This is a genomic window from Streptomyces lunaelactis (assembly GCF_003054555.1).
GTDB classification, from domain to species: domain Bacteria; phylum Actinomycetota; class Actinomycetes; order Streptomycetales; family Streptomycetaceae; genus Streptomyces; species Streptomyces lunaelactis.
Window position 1 is genome coordinate 312,020 of sequence record NZ_CP026304.1, and the last position, 17,257, is coordinate 329,276.

11 protein-coding genes are annotated in these 17,257 nt (G+C 66.2%); 8 read left to right on the top strand and 3 right to left on the bottom strand.

Going from position 1 to position 17,257, the window contains the following annotated elements; all coding sequences use genetic code 11:
* Positions 1–366 precede the first annotated feature (366 nt).
* Both SLUN_RS01410 and SLUN_RS39190 read right to left on the bottom strand, forming a co-directional pair.
* Complete coding sequence (locus tag SLUN_RS01410; RefSeq protein ID WP_159100127.1) at positions 367–1,038, bottom strand: LuxR C-terminal-related transcriptional regulator; 672 nt, start codon at positions 1,036–1,038, stop codon at positions 367–369.
* Complete coding sequence (locus tag SLUN_RS39190; protein ID WP_159100128.1) at positions 1,035–2,804, bottom strand: ATP-binding protein; 1,770 nt, start codon at positions 2,802–2,804, stop codon at positions 1,035–1,037. Before SLUN_RS39190 ends, SLUN_RS01410 begins: the two co-directional genes overlap by 4 nt.
* Before the next feature lie 416 nt (positions 2,805–3,220).
* On the opposite strand from SLUN_RS39190, the gene SLUN_RS01420 reads away from it, so the two are divergent.
* From SLUN_RS01420 to SLUN_RS01440, 5 genes are all read left to right on the top strand, one after another.
* A complete protein-coding gene (locus SLUN_RS01420) occupies positions 3,221–5,380 on the top strand; it encodes a CRISPR-associated endonuclease Cas3'' (RefSeq protein WP_108146798.1) in 2,160 nt (719 codons plus the stop codon).
* A 357-nt stretch (positions 5,381–5,737) separates the two neighbouring features.
* The gene (cas5c, locus tag SLUN_RS01425; RefSeq protein ID WP_257153619.1) at positions 5,738–6,439 is read left to right on the top strand and encodes a type I-C CRISPR-associated protein Cas5c; all 702 of its coding nucleotides are present in this window, start codon (positions 5,738–5,740) and stop codon (positions 6,437–6,439) included.
* Between the two features lies 1 nt (position 6,440).
* Positions 6,441–8,288, top strand: coding sequence for a type I-C CRISPR-associated protein Cas8c/Csd1 (gene cas8c, locus SLUN_RS01430; RefSeq protein ID WP_108146800.1), 1,848 nt, complete (start codon positions 6,441–6,443; stop codon positions 8,286–8,288).
* 23 nt (positions 8,289–8,311) lie between these two features.
* Positions 8,312–9,190 carry a type I-C CRISPR-associated protein Cas7/Csd2 gene (gene cas7c, locus SLUN_RS01435; protein WP_108146801.1) on the top strand — a complete coding sequence of 293 codons (879 nt, stop codon included), beginning with the start codon at positions 8,312–8,314 and terminating at the stop codon, positions 9,188–9,190.
* Between the two features lie 3,424 nt (positions 9,191–12,614).
* Positions 12,615–13,424 carry an IS5 family transposase gene (locus SLUN_RS01440; RefSeq protein ID WP_108146802.1) on the top strand — a complete coding sequence of 270 codons (810 nt, stop codon included), beginning with the start codon at positions 12,615–12,617 and terminating at the stop codon, positions 13,422–13,424.
* A 9-nt stretch (positions 13,425–13,433) separates the two neighbouring features.
* Here the strand turns inward: SLUN_RS01440 and SLUN_RS01445 are convergent, their stop codons facing one another.
* Positions 13,434–13,916, bottom strand: a complete 483-nt coding sequence (locus SLUN_RS01445; RefSeq protein WP_159100129.1) for a hypothetical protein — start codon at positions 13,914–13,916, stop codon at positions 13,434–13,436.
* Between the two features lie 280 nt (positions 13,917–14,196).
* On the opposite strand from SLUN_RS01445, the gene SLUN_RS01450 reads away from it, so the two are divergent.
* From SLUN_RS01450 to SLUN_RS39200, 3 genes are all read left to right on the top strand, one after another.
* Positions 14,197–14,550: a hypothetical protein gene (locus SLUN_RS01450; RefSeq protein WP_159100130.1), complete on the top strand. Its 354-nt coding sequence runs from the start codon at positions 14,197–14,199 to the stop codon at positions 14,548–14,550.
* 488 nt (positions 14,551–15,038) lie between these two features.
* On the top strand, positions 15,039–15,575 hold the full coding sequence (locus tag SLUN_RS39195) for a hypothetical protein (RefSeq protein ID WP_159100131.1): 537 nt from the start codon (positions 15,039–15,041) through the stop codon (positions 15,573–15,575).
* An 86-nt stretch (positions 15,576–15,661) separates the two neighbouring features.
* Complete coding sequence (locus SLUN_RS39200) at positions 15,662–16,810, top strand: tetratricopeptide repeat protein (RefSeq protein ID WP_159100132.1); 1,149 nt, start codon at positions 15,662–15,664, stop codon at positions 16,808–16,810.
* Positions 16,811–17,257: the final 447 nt, after the last annotated feature.

Here is a 17,257-nt window from a genome sequence, read left to right on the forward strand (position 1 = left end):
GTGGTCACCGGATCCGGTGCCGGCGGTTCGGGTTTCTCATTTGTGCAGGCCCCCACGACCAGAAGCGCCAGGCACACTCCCAAGGCACAGAAGAAACGTGAAAATGAGCCCGGCGCGGATATACGCATGTCGTGCCCTCCAAATCAACGAGGTGGATCGATGGCAGACGCTCTAGAGCAGTCATACTGCGGCTCGCGAGCAATCGGGACCCGCTGGGCGCCACGCCCGTCGCAGCTCTTTCCCTCAAATTTCTCTTCGGGTCAGCACGGGTGAAGCGGGTTAATTCGATAGTGACTCAGGTACCTCCCACGTGAATATGGGGGAACCCCTGCACATGGCGACCTGGATGTGGGATGCCCCCCAGTTTTACTCCGGGCCGTGATCGTTGTGACCCATGATGTCATTTAGGTACGCGCGCACGATCAGCACGCGGATGTTCATTTGCAATTTCCGCTCTTCTTCGGGGGAAGGGAGCCCGTAAGCCCTTCTGATCGCTGCAATGTGCCTTTCGACTGTTCCTTCAGAGATTAGAAGTCGCTCGGCGATTGCTTTGTTCGTGTACCCCCGCGCAATCAGATCTACGACCCTTTTTTGCGTGGCAGTCAGCTTCCCTCCGCGGGCTGCTAAACCTTTCAGCTGCGCGTCAATACAGATGCCACCAGCATGCACCGTACGAGCGAAATCCAGTAACTGTGTGACTCCCTCTAGTTTGTCCTTGAGGAGGTAGCCAATACGGCCGCCCTGTTGCCCGATGTTCATCATTTCTAACGCGATGCGCAATTCATCGTGTTTCGACATGGCGAGCAAAGCAATTTTGGGGTACCCCCGACGGATACTCCGCGCTGCTGTAAGTCCAGCGAATGATCCCTCTCCGGCGATCGAAAAGTCCATGTCCAGCAGGATTACATCGGGAGCCAAGCCCTGCTCAAGCTGTGCCTTAGTCTCGGTAATCGACCTGGCCTGACTCACTTCAACCCCGCGCTGCCGCAGACGAGGCGCAAGCAAATCATGGAAAAGCGGGGCATCGTCGGAAATCATAATGTGCACGGGAGTTCCGCCTTCACATGTGTGCCCACGCCATGTGGGCTGTCGATGGTAAGTTTCCCCTCAAGTACATTCACTAGATGAAGTGCTCGCTGACTGCCCAATCCCCGCACTTCAGCTGAGTTAGCACCCCCCACGCCATCATCGATTACTTCAACTATGAGCCAATCGGTCTCATGCGTGACCTTGACCCGAATTGTGTTGGCACGTGCGTGAGTTCTGGCGTTGCGTATCGCCTCGCTGATAACCCGGTAAGCGACGTGTTCGACTCGCTTTGGCCAGCGTGTTTCCGGGATCGTCAGATCTTTTGGGGGGAGCCGCAACTTGTCAAAAAGCGACACGACGCCAGCTTTCAAACCGTAGTCGAGCGCCGGCGGGTACAGCTCAAACGCAACCTCCTTGATTTGGTCCTGCAAGCGCTCGGACCTAGCTATACCGTCTTGTATCAGCCCGACCGTGCTGGACTCCGCCTGTTGTCCAAGTTCACTTATCAGATCATGGAGAGCGAACCGAATCCCGATAACCTCGTCTTGTCCGCCGTCATGAAGCGCGCTCTGGAGTTCTTTACGGTGTTCTATCTCGAGGTCGATCAGCAGGTTTCGGCTGCTGCGCAGCCGTGCTTGAAGGGCTTCCTTCTCGAGAACAATTCTCGTCACAGCCGCTACTGACTTCAGCTGCCGAGCGCCATCCAGCGAGGAATCGTGAAAGAGTGCGCCAATTCGGCGACCCTTCCATTCCAAAAATGTCACGCTGCGACCCGGATCTGTAGGCAGTTCGACAGTCTCGCCAGCCGAATTTGCGTACCGCTTCTCGTCAGGCAGCCATGGATGAATCTCAATTTCCGGGTCGCCGAGCCACTTGGCGAGGAGCTCCCGATAACCCTCGCTTGCCACCTCCTCGAAATCAGCAAGCTTTTCGAAAGCGTTAGCCCGGCCAACCCATACCCGAAGTGCGTCAACCTGACTGGCAAGGGGAACAAGAAGCACAGCCGTGGCATATCCGAAAAGCAGGACGTGGTTCAGTCGGGCAGCTGCGTGTGTCAGTGCAACAATCAGGAAGCCGCTAACGATCACAGCCGCCAGGGTGGCGAAGAACCGGACCGGAATGGCGCTTCTGCGCATCGGTGGACTCTCTGACCGCCAACGCCGAATCAGCAGCACGAGAACGGCGCTGCAGAGAATCATCCCGGCTAGCGTCCCGACAGTAGCCCACGGTGAGTACGTGCCCGCCTTGGGGTCGCCCCAGACCTGCGGCGGAGGCGATTCTTCGACCAAGTATCGAGCGGTCTGGCTGATCAGAATGATGCTATAGAGGCTAAGAACGACTATGGTCGCGATGGGATCCCGAAACCGGCCCGAGGGAAAGCACAAGACGATCTGCGCCATAACCGCGGCGTTAAAAAAGAATAGACAAAAGCCAGCGGCGTATAAGGCCTGATGTTCGCTAAATTGCAGATCGCCGATATACCAGGTCAATCCGAATGCCACCAGCAATGCGCCGGTGCGGCTTAGGCCCGGTCGCCGGAACAGCATGACGAATCCGGCCACCAGCGCGAGCATGCCAGCACCTTGAATGGGGATCTGCATCCACCATGGCCATGGCGCTCTTCCTACTGACAGCGACACGGCGTACAACGCGAAGGCCACGCAGCCCACAGCTACCGTGGTGACGGCTACGGCTCGAAAAGGGCTGAGTGCAGCCGCTTCGGTGGCCGTCTCATCCCTGTTATCCATGAGGATCGGGCGATAGGTGTTCGGCATCCTTCCATGCTCGGCATTCAAAGAGCCCGGCACCAGGCAGGTATCCCCTCGCTCTTGTCCTCGGCTATGAGGGATCCCCCCTGCTGACAGGGCGGATGCAGGCCACTTCGTCTACGCCACGTCTCAGGGCCGCCGACGCTCCGCAGTACCGCCCGGCTCATGGCAGCGACCAGTACAAGTTGCGATCCCCGGCCGTCCCTGAGGACGACTGCCATGTATGGGTGGCTGAAGGACCGACGTAATCCACCGCGGTTGCGATCCTCGGCCGGTCCCAGAGAACAACCGCCGCTCCATGATCTTGTCAATGGCGTACACGGCTCCTTGGACGCATCGATCTGGAGCTGCGATCCTCGCCTGCCGCCTGTGAGGCGAAGGTCACCCGTGGTTGTCAGTGCCTAACTCTACGCTGCGGACGCATGAGTGACGATCTGTTCGGCCATAGTGCCAATCGACGGGGCCAGCGTCATGCACTGACTGATCACCTGCGGGGTACGGCCGCGCTCGCGCGCCATTTTGCTGACATGTTCGGTACCGGAGAGCTAGCTGGGTACCTCGGCCTGGTACATGACGTGGGTAAGGGGTACTGCGCGTGGCAGCAGGGACTGTGCCGTGCCGAGTTGACGGGCGGACGTGTAGGCGTCGACCACAAGGCCGCAGGGGTATACCTGGCCGCCCGGGTGATGCCGTGGGAGTTCTCCGGTGTCATCGAGGGGCATCACGGCGGGCTGCCGGCCAAGGAGGACCTGCGCCTGGTGGTGCGCGGCCTGCAGAAGGATTTGCCCGCGTACGTCGATGAGGCCATAACCAAGGTGTCCGCCGTGGTTCCGGAGGTTTTGCGCACGGCACCTGTGGCGCTTCCCGGCTGGGTGGCCGATGGGTCGGTAGCGGATCTGGAACTTCTGATCCGCATGACGTATTCGGCCTTGGTGGACGCCGACTTCCTGGACACGGCGGCGCACTTCTCCGGCCGACCGGTGCGCCTGCGCGCGGACGCCGACATGGATGCGCTCGCCGAGCGGTTCGAGCAGCGGCGCAAGGCATCCCTGGCGCGCCGCAGATCCACGCCCCTCGATGCCGTGCGGGAGGACATCTACCAGCAGGCGCTGCTGGCCGGGGAGGGGGATCCGGACATCTATCGCCTCCACATCCCGACCGGCGGCGGTAAGACGTATGCGGCGGCCGGGTTCGCTCTGCGGCACGCCCAGAAGCATGGGCACCGCCGTGTCATCGTCGCGGTGCCGTTCGTTTCCATCACTGAGCAGAACGCCGCCGACTACCGCCGGATGCTCGACCCCGAGCGCGGGCTGCCGGACGTACTGGAGCACCAGAGCTCAGCGGACCTCGGGCATGGCTGGGCCAGGCTTGCTGCGGAGAACTGGGATGCCCCTTTCGTCATCACCACGACCGTTCAGCTCTTCGAGTCGCTGTTCGCCCGCACCCCGTCGCGGATGCGGAAGTTGCACCGCCTGGCCGGGTCGGTCATCGTGCTGGATGAGGTGCAGGCTCTCCCTGATCATCTTCTGGTTCCGATCCTCTCGGCACTGCGCACTCTTGTTGAGCGCTTCGGTGTGACCGTGCTGCTGTCGTCGGCGACGCAGCCGGAGTTCTGGGCCATCAGCGCGTTCGCCGGCCTGCCGCAGCGGTCCGTAGTCGATGACCCCGGGCCGCTGTTCAACACGCTGCGGCGTGTCCGCTACGAGTGGCGAAGAGGCGTCACGTTGGCCGGCGTCGCCGCGGATGCAGCCCGGCATCGCCAGGTGCTGGTGATCGTGAACACCACCAAAGACGCCAATGCGGTGCACCGGTCACTCGGCCATCGGGCGTTTCATCTGTCCACCCGCATGACCGCTGGCCATCGCCGCGAGACGATCGAGAAGATCAGGGAGCAGCTCGCGGACGGCCACGATGTACAGGTGGTGTCCACCTCTCTGATCGAAGCTGGCGTTGATCTCGACTTTCCCCGGGTGTACCGGGCGTGGACCCTGCCGGAGTCGATTCAGCAAGCCGCCGGCCGCTGCAACAGGAACGGCCGTCTGCCCTTCGGTACCACTGTCGTCTTCTCCGCCACCGACGCCGGCCAGCCCTTTTCCGACGAGTACCGGCGCGCGCTGGGAGAAGCGCGAGGGCGCTTCGGACCCCGTGCCGCCGACCCCGACGATCTCGGCGCGCTCGCCGCCTACTACAAGGCCCGCTACCGCTCACGGGCCGGAGCGAGCACCACGGACTCCACGGGCGGCCTGGGCGAGCCGATCGAGAAGCTCCGCACGGACCTCAACTTCCCAGCTGTCGCAGGAGAGTTCCAGATGATCGATGACCGGATGGCCACGGTGGTCGTCCTCCGACCGGATCTTCCGCCTGACGAGCGCGAGACGGTCCGCGCCGCCGTGGACCTCCTGCGCAGCGGCGAGCCAGCAGGGGTCGAGACACTGCGCATCCTGCAGCCGCACACCGCGAGCATCCCCCGCAAGGAGGCCGACACCGCCCTTCTCGAAGGGCGCGCCGGGACGATCGCGGGCGAGCTTATCGAGTGGGCCGGCCCGTACCACCCCCGGCGCGGTATCGAGCCGCCAGCCTAAAAACGCGCAGCTCACCGGGATCGTGCTTCCCAGCGAGGCAGGAACTTGGGGGCATTGTCAGTGGTGCCTGCCAATCTGTCCTCATGTTCCCTGAAAACAGAGGGAGTTGCCCTTTGGTGAACTCCCTGAGGTGTACGTTCTTTGGAGCCTCGACTGAGATATGTCGGGCCCGGCAGTCCGCCTGTGCGCGGGCTGAGTTTCGCAATGGAGCCTCCACCGAGATCGCGGTGGTAGCAGCTGGCGGTCCGCCTTCGAAGGCGGCCGAGGATTTCCTGCACGGCACCCCACCCCGCAATGCGGGTGGGGGCGTGCCGCATCACGCAGTTCGCAAACCCATTCTTGGAGGGGAGTACATCCGTGGCTAGTCCTGCTTTCCCGCATCCGCCTCTGGCTGTCGAGGTGTGGGGTCCGCTGGCCTGCTTCACGCGTCCGGAGCTGAAGGTGGAGCGGGTGAGTTACCCGGTCGCCACGCCCTCTGCACTCAACGGGGTGCTGCAGGCGATTTTCTGGAAGCCCGAGTTCGAATACCAGATCACGCAGATCGAGGTCCTCGCCCCCATCGAGTGGACGGCCGTACGCCGCAACGAGGTCAAGTCCGTAGTCAATCCGGATCAGGTCCGCAAGCTGCAGGCTGACCGCACCCTCCGCTACGACGTGGAGCGGGACCGGGACCAGCGGGCCACCATGGCGTTACGGAATGTCGCCTACCGTGTGCACGCCCAGGTCCGTCTCAAGAAGCACGCCGACGGCCCGGAGGCGAAGTACCGCGAGCAGCTGCGGCGCCGCGTGGAGCGCGGGGCGTGCTTCAGCCAGCCGTTTCTCGGCACCCGCGAGTTCTCCGCCTCGTTCGGCCCGGTCGGCTCCGCACCAGTGCCCGGTCAGCCGATCAAACGGGACGAGGAACTCGGGGTGATGCTTCACTCCATCCAGTACACGGACCAGGGCGAGCGATACCGGTTCTTCCGCGCCAGCATGATCAGCGGCGTCATCGAGGTCACCGACCCGCTGGGGCCGAACGAGGTCGCCATGCCCTCGGGGACCTGGCGCAGGGGAGCATGACATGCTCCTTGACCAGCTCGCCGCCTACGACCGGCAGCGCCCGGACGCGCCGCCGGCCTACTACCGGCACAAGCAGATCGTCTGGGCCATCACCCTGTTCCCGGACGGCGTCGTCTCGATCGACATGGTCCGCCCGCCCCGGGTGCCCCGGGGGGAGAAGCAGCCGACGGGCATCATCCGGCCGGTTCCCCACATGCACCGCACCAGCGCAGTCACGCCCTACCTGCTCGCGGACAGCGCGGAGTACGTCCTCGGCGTCCCCCGCCAGGATCCGACGACAGGCGAAGTCACCGAGAAGGACGCGGCCAAGGCAGCGACCTACCACGCCGCCTTCTCAGGCCTGGTGAGTGAGTGGGCGGCCGCAGTGCCCGACGACCCGGTGGCCTCCGCGGTCCTGGAATTCCTGCGCAAGAAATATCCGCTGCCGGACGACATCACCTCCGGGGACCTGGTCGCCCTCGTCCACAACGGACAGTGGGCGCATGAGCTGAATTCCGCCACCGCCTTCTGGGCCGACCGCGTACGCGCACTGAAAGGCCGCAAAGGCCGAACCGGGTGCTGCCTGGTGTGCGGACAGGAGCGCACACTCCTGGACGCCTTCCCCGACACCATCAAGAAGGGCAGCATCCCGCCGGGCAACGACGTCAACGGCACCGCACTGGTCTCCGTCAACACCGCCGCGCAGGGCCGCGCCAGCATCACCAGCGGACTGGGCTCCACCCCGGTCTGCGAGCCGTGCGGCTCCTCGGCCGTCAATGCGCTCAACTCCCTGCTGTCCGACCCCGCCCACCGGCACAAGGGCCCCGACTTCGCCACCGTCTGGTGGACCCGGGAACCAGTCGCCACCGGACCGCTGGAACCGCTGGACAACCCCCAGCCGGAGACCGTCCTGCGCCTCATGGAAGCAGCCCACAGGCCAAAAGCCGGCAAGGCAGCCCTCAAGCACGCCGACACCAACCAGTTCCACGCCCTCACCCTGGGCATGAACGCCGGGCGGACCGTGGTCAGGGACTGGATCGACGTGCCGCTGAAGGACCTTGAAGTACGCCTGGGGCACTGGTTCGACGATCACCGCACCTTTGACGGCTGGAAGGGCGAGGACCGCTTCTACTCCGTCTGGCGCCTATCCCTGGCCGGGGCCCGCTGGGACAAACGCACCGACAAATACGTCGTCGCCACCATCCCCCACGGTCTGGAAGCCGCCCTCTACACCGCGGCCCTCCACGGCACTCCCCCGCCAGCCTGGATCCTGCCGCGGCTGCTGCAACGCATCCGGGCCGACCGCCACAGCGACCCCGCCCGCACCGCGCTACTGCGACTCGCCCTCACCCGCACCCACCAGTCCGAGGAATCCGCCATGCCCGGTCTCAACCGCGACAACACCAACCCCGGCTACGTCTGCGGACGCCTGTTCGCCGCACTCGAAGCCATCCAGTACACAGCCGGGCGCACCGCCGACCGCAAGGTCAACGCCACCATCCGCGACAAGTTCTTCGCGGTCATGATGACCAGCCCCGGCACAATCCTGCCGAACCTGCGCGCCGGCGCCAACAACCACCTCGGCCAGATCCGCCGCCGCAAGCCCACCATCGCGACCGCCCTCGAGCGCCGCCTCGGTGACCTGTTCGGCCTGCTCGACAACGAGATCCCCACCGCCCTGACCCTGCCCCAGCAGGCCTCATTCGTCCTGGGCTACGAGCACCAGCGGGCCGACGACTTCGCCCAGGCCCGCATCTACGCCGAGGCCCAAGCAGTCGGCAAACGCCTCACGGACGACGAAGCCGCCACCCTCGCCCTCGCCAACGACACCGAGACCACCACCCAGGACACCGACGACACCGCCGCCTGACACCCACATCGCAGGAGCACACCATGACCAACCCGCACCTCGACCCGACCAAGAAGCACGACTTCGCCTTCCTGTTCGACGTACGCGACGGAAACCCCAACGGTGATCCCGACGCCGGCGGCATGCCCCGCACCGACAGCGTCACCGGACAAGGCCTCGTCACCGACGTCGCCCTCAAAAGGAAGATCCGCAACACCGTCACCCTCCTCAAAGAAGGAACACCCGGCTACGAGATCTACGTGGAATCCGGAGTCGCCCTCAACGCCCAGCACGAACGCGCCTACCACGAAGGCGGAGCAGCCACCGAAACCGACGCCCGAACCTGGATGTGCTCCAACTTCTACGACGTACGCATGTTCGGCGCCGTCATGACCACCGGCAAAGAAGCCAAAAAGGGCGAGGGACGCAAGACCGCCGGCCGCGTCCAAGGCCCCATGCAGCTCACCTTCTCCCGCACCATCGACCCAGTCCTCGTACAAGAAATCGCCATCACCCGAGTCACCCCGACAACCCAGGCCGACGTCGACAAGGGCAAGGCCACCGAAATGGGCAACAAGCACATCGTCCCCTACGGCCTCTACCTCGGCACCGGCCACTTCTCCGCACCCCTCGCCACCCGCACAGGCGTCACCGAAGCCGACCTCGAAACCTTCTGGCGCGCCTTCACCCTCATGTTCGAACACGACAGGGCCTCCGCCCGCGGCGAACTCACCCTGCGCGGCCTGTACGTCTTCACCCACGACGACGCCTACGGCAAAGCCCCCGCGCACCAGCTCCTCGACCGCATCCACATCAAGGCAACCGGCACTTCAGCCGTCCGCACCTTCGACGAATACCAAGTCGACATCCCGGATGACAACGACCTCCCCGACGGCATCACCCTGACCAAGGTCATCGGCTAGAAGATTCGCCGAATCCTCGGGGAGACATCAGTTGAAGTCGTCTGCCAGGACTGCCGAGAATCGCAGCGCCGTCATGCGCCCCGCAGGCGCCGCCGCCGCCCAAGTAGCGGTCGTCCTCCGTGACGACCGAGGATCGCAACCACGATGAAGACGGACCGATTGAGGTGTGGGAGGACGTGGCGGTCGCCCTGCGGGACGGCAGAGGATCGCAACGAACTGACCGCTGTCACGAGCGGTGGTGCCCAGGCTGCGGCGGTCGCCTTCCGGGCTACCGAGGATCGCAACCAGGGCTCATATGCGGTGCGCAACACGGGCTCGAAGTGGCGGTCACCCTCAGGGGCGACCGAGGGTCGCAATGCCAAAGGAGCCGCGTGGACGGTGGATCAGCTCTCGAAGTGGCGGTCGCCCTGTGGGGCGATCGAGGATCGCAACTGCCGCGAGTGCGCTACCTCCATCCTGCGGACGGCGAGTGGCAGTCGCCTTCCGGGGTGACCGAGGACCGCAACGTGACGTGGCTGGACGAGCTGGCGAAGGCCGCGCCGATGTGGCGGTCGCCCTCCAGGGCGACCGAGGATCGCAACTGCATCATGGCGGTCGACCCGGACCTGGAAAGCGGCGTGGCGGTCGCCTTTCGAGGCGGCCGAGGATCGCAACGTCGGTATCGCCGGGGCCCTGCAGGCTCAGAAGACTGGTGTCGGTCGCCTTCCGCGGGCGACCGAGGATCGCAACCAGCTGGACCCGACGGTCATCATCACGGCCAACGGCAATGGCGGCCGCCCTCTCTCGCGGCCGAGGATCGCAACCTGCCGCTGGTCGTGGCAGAGTCGGTAGCGGTCGCCCTTCGGGGTGACCGAGGATCGCAACCAGATTCTCGACCGGCTGGTGACGGCCTCGGTCCTGGTGGTGGTCGTTCTCCGGGGAGGCCGAGGATCGCAACACCCCGGACGCCCCGGCACGCGATCGTCGACTCGATCGTGGCCGGGTCGCCTTTCGGGGCGACCGAGGATCGCGACACGACCCGTGGTCAACGTATGGCGGTCGCCCTGCGGGGCGACCGAGGATCGCAACCAAAACGACCAGACCACCCTTCGCTTCATCGAGCGGGCGGCGGTCACCCTCCGGGGCGATCGAGGATCGCAACATCGACACTCTGGTCTCCCATGTGATGGGCCGGGAGCGGCGGTCGCCTTCTGGGGTGTCCGAGGATCGCAACTTCAGGCGGCCTTCGGAGCCGATGGCCACGACGTGGTGGCGGTCGCCCTTCGGGGCCGCCGAAGATCGCAACCGCGTCGGGAGATCGACGACAACGGCGATTTGAAGGTGGCGGTCGTCTTCCGGGGCGATCGAGGATCGCAACGTCGGCAGCGACACCGGTATGAACCAGACCACCGAGGTGGCGGTCGCCCTTCGGGGCGACCGAGGATCGCAACCCCGACGTCTACGCTTACGAGCCGAAACGCCTGCGTGTGGCGGTTGCCTCTGGGGGGCGACCGAGGATCGCAACACCGTGGTCATCGTGTGCGTGCCGGCGCTGCCGGTGTGGCGGTCGCCTTCGGGGGCGTTCGAGGATGGCAACGCCGCAGCCGTGACCTTCAGGTCTGTCGACTTGAAGTGGCGGTCGCCTCTCGGGGCGATCGAGAACCGCAACCCCGACGTCTAGGCTTGCAAGCCGAAACTCCTGCATGTGGCGGTCGTTCTCCGGGGGCGGCCGAGGATCGCAACCTCTGCGCCGACAACGCTGATCAACACGGCCTACGCATGGCAGCCGTCCTTCGGGGCGGCCGAGAATCGCAACGAAGAACAATTCGGCCAGTTCGAGCGGCGCATGTCCAGTGGCGGTCGTCTTCCGGGACGGCCGAGAATCGCAACCGCAAAATGGAGGGACGGCTGCTCATCCACCAGGAACTTGGCGGTTGTCCTCTGGGGTGACCGAGGATCGCAACCACTTCCGCACAGACCGGCTCTACGGTCGGCCCGTGGCGGTCGTCTTCTGGGGTGACCGAGGATCGCAACGGCGACATGGACGGGTTTGTTGCCAAGGTCTAGAAGTGGCGGTCCCCTTCCCGGACGACCGAGGGTCGCAACGGGTCCGTTTCGCCCCACCACATCGTGTAGTACGTGGCGATCGCCTTCCAGGGCGAAAAGGATCGCAACAGCTTCGCGACCCAGCGGAGGTGTTCGGGTTGATCATGGCGGTCGCTGCGGGCCACTGAGGATCGCAACGAGATCGAAGAGTTCCTTAACCCTGGTACGTGAACGTGGCGGTTATCCTTCGGGGCGACCGAGGATCGCAACGCCGTCTCCCCGGCCTTCTGGGTCACACGGGCCAGCGCGGCGGTCGCCTTCCGGGGTGGCCGAGGATCGCAATTGGACACCGATAGCCGTAAGCGCAGCACCAGCGGTAGCCGTGGCGGTCGCGCTTCCGGGCGATCGAGAATCGCAACAGCGTGGACAGTGCCAGCAGCAGCACGGCCTTCGTGCCGTGGTGGTTCCCTCCCGGGGTGACCGAGGATCGCAACGTCGGTATCGCCGGGGCCCTGCAGGCTCAGAAGACTGGTGTCGGTCGCCTTCCGCGGGCAACCGAGGGTCGCAACTCGACCTGAAAGAAGCACTGCGCGCGGGAGCTGCGCGTGGCGGTCGCCTTCCGGGGCGACAGAGGATCGCAACCACCGCAGCTACCTGCATTGCGTCGAGATCGGCAAGTGGCGGTCGTCCTCCGGGACGGCCGAGGATCGCAACCACTGATTTCCCGGCCAGCCGCCTCCCAGCATCACATTTGGCGGTCGCCTTTCGGGGCGATCGAGGATCGCAACAGCAGCGCACGAGACCGCACGCAGCCACAAGTCAGGGGTGGCGGTCGCCTCTGGGGCGACCGAGGATCGCAATCGGCTCGCCGCACCGGGCGACACGGTGTGGACCGTGTGGTGGCGGTCGTCCTTCGGGGCGGCCGAGGATCGCAACCGCATCAAGCTCCCCGCCGTCAAGGTTGACGATGCGCGTAGCGGTCGTCCTGCGGACGGCCGAGGGTCGCAACCTGCCGCAGGGCCCGGACACGCCAGGGTTACTGATGATCTCCGCGTGGTGTCGTCTGGCGGTCGGCAATGACCCCAGGTCAGAAGCCCAGCCGCCATGCGACATCACGGGCGGAATCTCAGAAGCCGTATTCATACCGGTCATCGAGCTTGGGGATCGAACAAGGGTCCTGATCGAATGATCTTGGGGTGGCTCATGCATGAGGACAGGGCCTCGTGGCGATTCGGAAGGTGTTGAAGTCTCACCGATCGCCAGGAGGCCCTGCTTGTCGCAGTTGTATGCGGTTGAGGGCCCGGAGTTCAACTCGCCCGTCGTGTCGTGCGATTGCCTCGCGCACGCGTACGGGAACGCGGCGGATCAGCCGGATCGGGTGCGGTGTTATCCGTCGGATATGACGGACGCGGAGTGGGCCGAGGTTCGGGTGCTGCTGCCGGTGCCGGCCTGGCTGGAGGGCCGGGGCGGGCGGCCGGAGGGCTACTGCCACCGGCAGATGCTCGACGCGGTGCGCTATGTCGTCGACAACGGCGTCAAGTGGCGCTCGGTTCCTGCCGACTTCCCGCCCTGGGACCGGGTTTACGCATTCTTCCGCCGCTGGCGCCACCAGGGCCTGGACGTGGAGTTCCACGACCGGCTGCGGGCCAGGGTTCGCGTCAGCGAGGGCCGGGCGGCCGAGCCGACGGCGGGGATCATCGACTCGCAGTCGGTGCGGGCGGCCAGTTCGGTGCCCGCTGCCTCACGCGGCTTTGACGGCGGGAAGAAGGTGCCGGGCCGCAAACGGCACGTCATCACGGACTGCCTCGGCCTGCTGCTGGTGGTCGCGGTGACCGCCGCGATCGTCGGCGACCGCGAAGCCGCCGTGCCGCTGCTGGAGCGGGTGCACATCGCGCACCGCTCGCTCCGTCTGATCTGGGCGGACGGCGGCTACACCGGCATGCTCGTCGACTGGGCGAGGGAGAAACTCCACATCGTCCTGGAGATCGTCAAGCGGAGTGACGAGCCGCGCTTCGTGGTGCTGCCGAGGCGGTGGGTGGTCGAGAGGTCACTGAGCTGGCTGATGCGTTCGCGTCGGCTGGTCCGCGACTACGAGACGCTGCCCGCGACCAGCGAGTCCATGATCCTGTGGTCGATGGCCATGCTCATGAGCCGCCGCCTCGCCCGCCGCACCCATGCGACCACGACGGCGATGTCTTTGGCAGCCTGAACCGCACCGTCATACCGTCAGGATGCTGAACTCCCCGGACTGGTGCCGGGCAATCCACCCGCGCTCGGCCAGGCGTTTCGCACGCGAACGCACTCCCTCGATCTTCGCGGGCACCGCTTCCAGTCCCAGAGCCGCCGCGAGTTCCCTGGCCCGCACCTTGTCCCGGCCCGCCGCGGCCTCGGTCTCCAGCACCGAGATGACCCGCTGGTATTCCGGCGCGAGGACGGCCCTGGCCAGCTGCCCGCTCTGACGGGGAACCGGTGATCCCGTCACCGCGGCGGCCACCACGGCCTCCTTCACCACGTCCACAGCCCGACCACCCGGCTCGGCCAGCACCTCCACCACCGCTTCACGGGCGATGACCAGCCGTTCGAGTACTCGCTCGGCCTCTTCGAGCACGGCCGCGATCCTTGCGGCTTCCTCCCGCGCCCGTTCGACCGCCTCCCGCGCGGCCGACTCCTTCGCCTCCAGCAGACCCAGCACCGACGGCACCAGCCACCCCCACCGATCAAGAAGTAACCCGACGCCCCAACGCTCCCGCACCAACGCCGAGTTCACTCCTGACCAGCGGAAACCCAACGGTCATGACCGGAAAGACAACGACTCCTGAGCGCGTAGCCGCTGACGCGAGGGCAGGGCCCCGGAGTTTCGCGAGGAGAACCGGGGGCCTGTGCCGTGTTCCCACGGCGGCCTGAGCCTGGAACGCTTGAACCACGGGGACCACGAGGGGAGTTCCGCTGTGGCGCGAACAGGTCGGTGGGCAGTGGCTGTGATGGCACCGGTCGTGGCCTTCGGAGTCGGTCTGTGGCTGGCCGGATCGGTGTTCTCCGGCTGGCTGCCGCGTGCGGAGGCTGAACGCTGGGCGGTCGCCGCCGCGTTCGCGACGGTCGCCGCAGGTGCGGTCGGCGCGCCGCTCGGCTGGTGGGCCGGGCGCGAGACGCGGGGCGGCGGCCGGGTGGTGGTCCAGCGGGCGACGGCGACGGAGGCCTCACGGACCACACAGATCGGCGGCAGCCGAGGTGGCACGGCCTCCGCGCCCTCTGGTGATGTGGAGCAGCAGGCCGAATCGTCGGGCACTGCACGCATTACGCAGATCGGCGGCGATCAGCAGACCGGCGGGCGGTAGCGGGATGGCGGGGGAAACACAGCCGAGGCAGCACGCTAGCGCCGAGGGCGCGAGCCACGTGCAGCAGATTATGGGAAACCTGTACAACCTCACCGACGCGGGCACCGGCCCCGTACCGCGGGCCACGGCCGCCCTGCCCGCCGCACCCGCGCATCTCGTCGGCCGCACGGTCGAGGCCGCACAACTGCTGGAACTCCTCGATCCCGAAGGGCAGGGCCCCGCGGCAGTTGTGGTCTCGGCCGTCTCCGGACTCGCGGGGATCGGCAAGACCGCACTCGCTCTCCATGTCGCCCACGAGGCAGCGGTCGTACGCAACTGGTACCCCGGCGGGGTCCTGTTCGTGAACCTCCGCGGCTACGACCCCGAAGGCCAGGTCACGGGCGGCCAGGGCACTCGCCGAGCTGCTGAGGGCACTCGGCGTACGGGACGAGAACCTGCCCCCCACGACGGACGAGCAGGCGGCCGTCTACCGCTCCGAGCTGGCCCGCATGGCCGACCAGGGCCGACGCGTGCTGCTGGTGGCGGACAACGCCTCCACGGCGGCCCAGGTCGAACCGCTCATCCCGGCCCGCAGGGAACACCGAGTGCTCGTGACCTCCCGGCACATCCTGACAGCGCTCCAAGCCCGCCAGCTCAGTCTCGGCGAACTCGCCCCGGACCCGGCCCGCGAACTCATCTGCGACAGGCTGACCCTCGCCCGCCCGGACGACCCCCGGCCCTCGCTCGCGCCGGAAGCGCTGGACGAGGTCGTACGGCACTGCGGCAGGCTCCCGCTCGCCCTGGAGATCGCCGCGGCCCGACTGACCGGAGACCCAGGTTTCTCTCCTGCCGCCCTGGCCGCCGAACTGGAGGACGCCCGCGGCCGACGGGAGCCCTGCGCTACGACGACGGCGGCCACTCGCTGGCTGTGCGGGCCGCCTTTGAAGGCTCCTACCGCCGCTTGGACCCCGAACAAGCCCTTCTCTTCCGGCTGCTGGCCTTCAATCCCGGCCCCGATGTGGCCACCGACTCGGCAGGAGCGCTGATCGGGCGCCCGGTCAGGAGCCTCCTTGCGGGCCTGGCCCGTACGGCACTGCTGAGAGAGCAGCCAGTGGGCTCCGGGCGGTGGCGGATGCACGACCTGATCCGGCTGTACGCGGCGGAGCTGGCGGAGCAGGACGACGTCGGCGTGGTCGCTGAGCCGGTCGAACGGCTGTTGGAGCACTATGAGACCACCCTCGCAGCCGCGACCACGTTGCTGAAGGACTCACCTGAGGATCAGAGCGGCGGGCGGTTCCAGAGCCGGGGGGAGGCGCTTGACTGGCTGAGGGCTGAACGTGCAAACCTCACTGCCGCAACGGAGGCTTTTTCGGAGAGCCACCCCGAGATCGTGGTGGGCATCGCGTTCCGTCTTTCGCGGCGGCTCCGCCTATGGCGGTACTTCGACGACGGCGTCACCGTGGGGAAGGCGGCCCTGGCCGCCGCTGCGCATCTGGGCTCCGTATGGATCGTGGCCGGCTTGGAGAACAACCTCGGCGTGACCCTGAACCTTGCCGGGCGCAAGGCGGAGGCGGTGGCCGTCACCCAAGAGGCCATCCGGCGATTTCGTGCGCTCGCTGAGGAGGAATCGGAATTCGAGTCTGATCTGGGGCGGGCCCTCGCCAACTTGGCCAATCAAGAAAGCGATCCGGAAAAGTGCAGGGTGGTCGCCGAGGAGGCCATCACCATCGGTCGCCGCTGGACCAAGGACGGCGACCTTACGGATCCTGGTGTGGAGCTTGCGGGAGCCCTGCACAATCTCAGCCTGGCGCTCACGGACCTCGGGCGCCACGCGGATGGGGTGGCCCCGGCGCGGGAGGCCTTGGAGATCCGCAGACAGCAGGCCCTGTCGGCACCCGGTGCCTTTGAGAAGGACTTCGCCGATCTGCTGATCCATCTCAGCACCCAGCTGCTGGCGACCGGCCACCTCGAAGAAGCCGTCGTACAGGCCAAAGAGGGCGTCGAGGTCTTCCGGCGGCTCGCGGCCGAGGACCCAGTCACGCACGAGCACGCCCTTTGCGACGCCCTCGCACGGCTCGGGCTCGCTTTCGTCGCCGTCGGGCACACCGAGGAGGCTCGCGAACTCCACGCACAGGCGATGGCACTAGCAGCACGGCTCGGTGAGAATACCGAGGAGACCGCGGCGCTGACCGAAATCACCCGCGCTCTGCCGCCCGCAGCCGAGAGAGGCGGACTATGGCACCGCATCGCCAAGATGCGCCGGGGCAGACGGAGTACGTGACGCCCACTGCCCCCCACCCTCGCGACAGCAGCCTGAAAGCCCACCTGCTGGCATTCGACTGCCCGTCCATCGACGCCCAGCCGAACGGCAGAGAAGATTATGACCACGCCTCACAATGCCATGACCTGCAGAAAGAGGATGTGACACAGCTTCTGACACCGTCCTGCGGAGGAGGCGCTTTGCGCCGGGTGGGGCCGGGCCAGAGAACAGGAGTGGGGCTCGTTGCCCTCGGCCCAGGCCACCGTGGCTCGGCGGTACCGGTCAGTCCCGGTGGTTCGCGTGCGGAGGCGAGGAACTCGAAGGTGGGCCACTGGTCGTGGCTCTGGCGTCGTCCGCGCTTCGGCCACAGACCTCAGGGCTTGTCGATCCGGCCTACACTCGGCAGCCGCTTCCGGACCAGCGGGAGCGGCACTCAATTCGAGAGGACTGATTGACGGTGTGGCAGGA